The following is a 4,277-nucleotide window of genomic DNA, read 5'->3' as shown; positions in this document are numbered from 1 at the left end:
CTGGCCGGCGCGTTGGGGGGGGGGCTGGGCGCCGCGCGGCCCCAAAACGGTGAGTTACCCGGGATTTGGATTGGTTGTACCAGTGTCGCCGCCGCGGGGGGGCCCCGGACGCCTGGCGTCCGGGGCCCCCGTCGCGGAACGGTCGGTGGGCGGGTCAGCTCCCGACGAAGGCCGCCAGCAGCAGCCAGACCACCGGGGCGGTCGGCAGCAGCGAGTCCAGCCGGTCCATGATGCCGCCGTGGCCGGGCAGCAGGGTGCCCATGTCCTTGATCCCGAGGTCGCGCTTGATCATCGACTCGCCCAGGTCGCCCAGGGTCGCGGTGACCGCGGCGCAGCCGCCCAGGATCAGGCCCTGCCACCAGCTGCCGCCGTCGATGATCAGCTGCATCAGCACGGCGCCCGCCAGCATCGACAGGCCGATGCCGCCGGCCAGGCCCTCGCGGGTCTTGCCGGGGCTGATCGTCGGGGCCAGCTTGGTGCGGCCGAACTTGTAGCCCACCGCGTAGGCGCCGGTGTCGCTGCAGATCGTGACGATCAGGAAGAGCACGATCCGCTGGGGGCCGTCGTCGGCCGCCAGCATCATCGCCACGAAGGTCGCCAGGAACGGCACGTAGAAGGCGGTGAACACCCCGGCCGTTATGTCCCGCAGGTAGTTCTCCGGCGGCTCGGCCATCCGCCAGACCATCACCGCCAGCCCGGTCAGCGCGAGCGAGGCCGCGGCCCACTCGACGCCGGCCCAGTAGCCGGTGGCGATCATGGCGATGCCGCCCACGACCAACGGGATCAGCGGCGCCTTGATCTGCTTGCGCTCGGACAGCCGACTGGTCAGCTCCCAGACGCCGACCGAGGCCGCGGCCATCACGACGAACAGGAACAGCGCCTTCACCACGAACAGCGAGGCGATGATCACCACGCCGAGGCCGACGCCCACGCCTATGGCGGCCTGGAGGTTACGGCCGCCGCGCTGCTTGCGCGGCTCCGGCTGCGGGGCGGGCTGGGCGGCCACGGGTGTCTCCTGCCCTGGATGGGACGACGGCACGAAGGGGGGCTGCCCGGCCGCCCAGTGGCGCTGCGGCGGCGCGGGATGCACCGGAGCCCCCGGGTACGGCGGGGCGCCGTGGCCGGGGGCGGGGGTGGCGTCGCCGGTTATCGCGCGCAGCACGACCGTCTCCGTCACGCCCGGCGGCGGCGTCCCGGGCTGCTCGGCACGGCCGTTCGCGGCGCCGTTCGAGGGCCCGCTCGCAGCGCCGTTCGAGGAGCCGTCCCCGGCGCCGTTCGAGGAGCCGTCGGAGGGTCCGCTCGCGGCACCGTTGGCCGGCCCGTGGTCGGGCGCACCGGGGTGCGAGCCGGGATCGGCCGGTACGGGAGGCATGACCTGAGTCTCCTCCGCGTCGCCGCCCCAGTACACCGGAGGCTGCTGCGAGTGATCCGAACGGAGGTCCTGGCCCCCCGGGACGGCACCCGGCCCGCCCTGGTGGGCGGCCCGGGGCTCCGGGTGGCCGGGGTGCCCCGGCGCCGGACTGGCCGGCGGCCGGGGTGCCTGCGGCTGCGGCGCCGGGCGGTAGGGCTGGAACTGCTGGTCGGACGGGCCCCAGTAGCCAGGGGCGTCAGGGGCGTCGTTCATCAGACCTCGAGCAGCTCGGCTTCCTTGTGCTTGAGCAGCTCGTCGACCTGGGCCACGTACTTGGCCGTGGTGTCGTCGAGCTCCTTCTCGGCGCGGCGGCCGTCGTCCTCGCCGACCTCGCCGTCCTTGACCAGCTTGTCGATGGCGTCCTTGGCCTTGCGGCGGACGGCGCGGATCGAGACCTTGGCGTCCTCGCCCTTGGTCCGGGCGATCTTGATGAACTCCCGGCGGCGCTCCTCGGTCAGCTCCGGCAGCACCACTCGGATGATGGAACCGTCGTTCGAGGGGTTGACGCCCAGGTCGGAGTCGCGGATCGCCTGCTCGATGGCCTTCAGCGCGGTCTTGTCGAACGGCGAGACGACCGCCATGCGCGGCTCCGGCACCGAGAACGAGGCCAGCTGGTTGATCGGCGTGATGGCGCCGTAGTACTCGGCGACGATCTTGGCGAACATCGCCGGGTGCGCACGGCCGGTACGGATGGCCGCGAGGTCGTCCTTGGAGACGGCGACGGCCTTCTCCATCTTTTCCTCGGCCTCGAGGAGGGTCTCTTCGATCACTGTGAACTCCCTGTCCGGTTCATCTGCTGTTGTCCCGACCGGTGTCGGCATCGGGGCCGGTCGCGGCGGACGCCGTCCCGTACGGCGGGTTGCTGCTCAGGCCCGGACAGAATCCTGGCTGATGAGTGTGCCGATCTTCTCACTCTTCACCGCACGCGCGATATTGCCCTCCGCCAGCAGTTCGAAGACCAGCATCGGGAGGTTGTTGTCCTTGCACAGGGTGATCGCGGTGAGGTCCGCGACCTTGAGGTCGCGCGCGATGACCTCGGAGTACTCCAGTGCGTCGAACTTGACCGCGTCCGGGTTGGTCCGGGGGTCGGAGTCGTAGACGCCGTCCACGCCGTTCTTGCCCATCAGCAGGACGTCGGCGTGGATCTCCAGCGCGCGCTGGACGGCCGTGGTGTCGGTGGAGAAGTACGGCATGCCCATACCGGCACCGAAGATCACCACACGGCCCTTCTCCAGGTGCCGGACGGCCCGCAGCGGCAGGTACGGCTCGGCGACCTGGCCCATGGTGATGGCGGTCTGGACCCGGGTCTCGATGCCCTCCTTGACCAGGAAGTCCTGCAGCGCCAGGCAGTTCATGACGGTGCCCAGCATGCCCATGTAGTCGGAGCGGGCCCGGTCCATGCCGCGGACCTGCAGCTCGGCACCCCGGAAGAAGTTGCCGCCGCCGATGACCACCGCGACCTCGGTGCCGGCGCGCACGACCGTGGCGATCTCACGGGCGATCGCGTGCACGACGTCCGGGTCGACGCCGAGCCCGCCACCACCGGCGAAGGCTTCACCGGACAGCTTGAGCAGCACCCGGCGGCGCGAGCCCGCCTTGGGGTCCTGCGCGGTCTCCTGCGTCTCCTGCATGGACTTCTCCTTTAGTGCACCTGCTGGCTCACAGGCCTGGGCGTGCGGATGCCCGGCCTGCGCGTACACGAGAGGAGGCCACTGCCGCGGGAACCGGTTCGGTGTCCTGCACGGCAATGGCCTCCTCGTCGTTCATGGTGCCGACACGGCCCACCCATGGACGGCTGGCGCCGGGTGAGCCCGTTCGGCGATCCGCCCGCCCCGGTCAGTGGGCGGGGGCGGTTCCCAGCCTAGAGGGGCCGGGGACCGGGTGGAACGTGGCTCAGGCGCCGACGCGGAAGCGGGCGAAGCGCTTGAGGGAGACGCCGGCCTCCTCGAGGACCTTGGCGACGGTCTTCTTGTTGTCCTTGGCGAAGGCCTGCTCCAGGACGGAGTTCTCCTTCACGAAGCCGGTGACGCGACCCTCGACGATCTTCGGCAGGGCGGCCTCGGGCTTGCCCTCCTCGCGGGCGGTGGCCTCGGCGACGCGGCGCTCGTTCTCGAGGGCCTCGGCCGGGATCTCCTCGCGGGACAGGTACTTCGGCGCGAAGGCGGCGATGTGCTGCGCGACGTCCTTGGCGACCTCGGCGTTCTCCTTGTCCAGCTCGACCAGGACGCCGACGGCCGGCGGCAGGTCGGGGCTGGTCTTGTGGAGGTAGACCGCGACGAAACCGTCACCGTCGAACTGGGCGAAGCGACGGAGGACGATCTTCTCGCCCAGGGTCGCGTTGGCCTCGTCCACGAACTGCTGGACGGTCTTGCCGGCCTCGATCTCGGACGCCAGGGCGGCGTCCAGGTCGGCCGGGGCGCTCTTGGCGAGGTGGGCGGCGATCGCGTCGGCGACCTTGACGAAGTTGTCACCCTTGGCGACGAAGTCGGTCTCGCAGTTCAGCTCGACCAGGACGCCGGACTTCTTGTCCTCGGCGATCAGCGCGGCGACGGCGCCGTTGGAGGCGTCACGGCCCTCGCGCTTCGCAACGCCCTTCTGGCCCTTGATGCGCAGGAGCTCGACGGCCTTCTCGACGTTGCCCTCGGCCTCGTCCAGGGCCTTCTTGCAGTCCATCATGCCGGCGCCGGTGAGCTCACGGAGCTTCTTGACGTCCGCGGCGGTGAAGTTCGCCATGGTGTGAATCTCTTCTCGCGTCTCGCGTGTCTGCGTGGAGTGGCGGGGGGGGCCAGGGGTGTGGTACCGCCCGGGGCGGGGGGGGCACCCCCCGCGCGGGTGGAGGTATAAAAAAAAAAAAAAAACCAACACA

4 protein-coding genes are annotated in these 4,277 nt (G+C 70.8%); all 4 read right to left on the bottom strand.

Annotated features, from left to right (window positions below; all coding sequences use genetic code 11):
- Positions 1–154 precede the first annotated feature (154 nt).
- Positions 155–1,372, bottom strand: a complete 1,218-nt coding sequence (locus ACFXOZ_RS42175) for a phosphatidate cytidylyltransferase (protein ID WP_380595335.1) — start codon at positions 1,370–1,372, stop codon at positions 155–157.
- 251 nt (positions 1,373–1,623) lie between these two features.
- Complete coding sequence (gene frr, locus ACFXOZ_RS42170; protein WP_360233219.1) at positions 1,624–2,181, bottom strand: ribosome recycling factor; 558 nt, start codon at positions 2,179–2,181, stop codon at positions 1,624–1,626.
- A gap of 96 nt (positions 2,182–2,277) precedes the next feature.
- Entirely contained in the window at positions 2,278–3,042 is a 765-nt protein-coding gene (pyrH, locus tag ACFXOZ_RS42165; RefSeq protein ID WP_030056790.1) for a UMP kinase, read from the bottom strand.
- 262 nt (positions 3,043–3,304) lie between these two features.
- Positions 3,305–4,144 (bottom strand): translation elongation factor Ts, encoded by an 840-nt coding sequence (gene tsf, locus ACFXOZ_RS42160; protein ID WP_380527420.1) that lies wholly within the window; start codon positions 4,142–4,144, stop codon positions 3,305–3,307.
- Positions 4,145–4,277: the final 133 nt, after the last annotated feature.

The organism is Kitasatospora sp. NPDC059160 (assembly GCF_042755465.1).
Classification (GTDB): domain Bacteria; phylum Actinomycetota; class Actinomycetes; order Streptomycetales; family Streptomycetaceae; genus Kitasatospora.
This window is presented reverse-complemented; position numbering and strand designations above follow the sequence as displayed.

What these genes read in the sequence shown, in the direction of transcription:
- ACFXOZ_RS42175 (WP_380595335.1), bottom strand. Translation starts at nt 1,372, where the DNA reads ATGCCTCCCGTACCGGCCGATCCCGGCTCGCACCCCGGTGCGCCCGAC.
- pyrH (WP_030056790.1), bottom strand. Translation starts at nt 3,042, where the DNA reads ATGCAGGAGACGCAGGAGACCGCGCAGGACCCCAAGGCGGGCTCGCGC.
- tsf (WP_380527420.1), bottom strand. Translation starts at nt 4,144, where the DNA reads ATGGCGAACTTCACCGCCGCGGACGTCAAGAAGCTCCGTGAGCTCACC.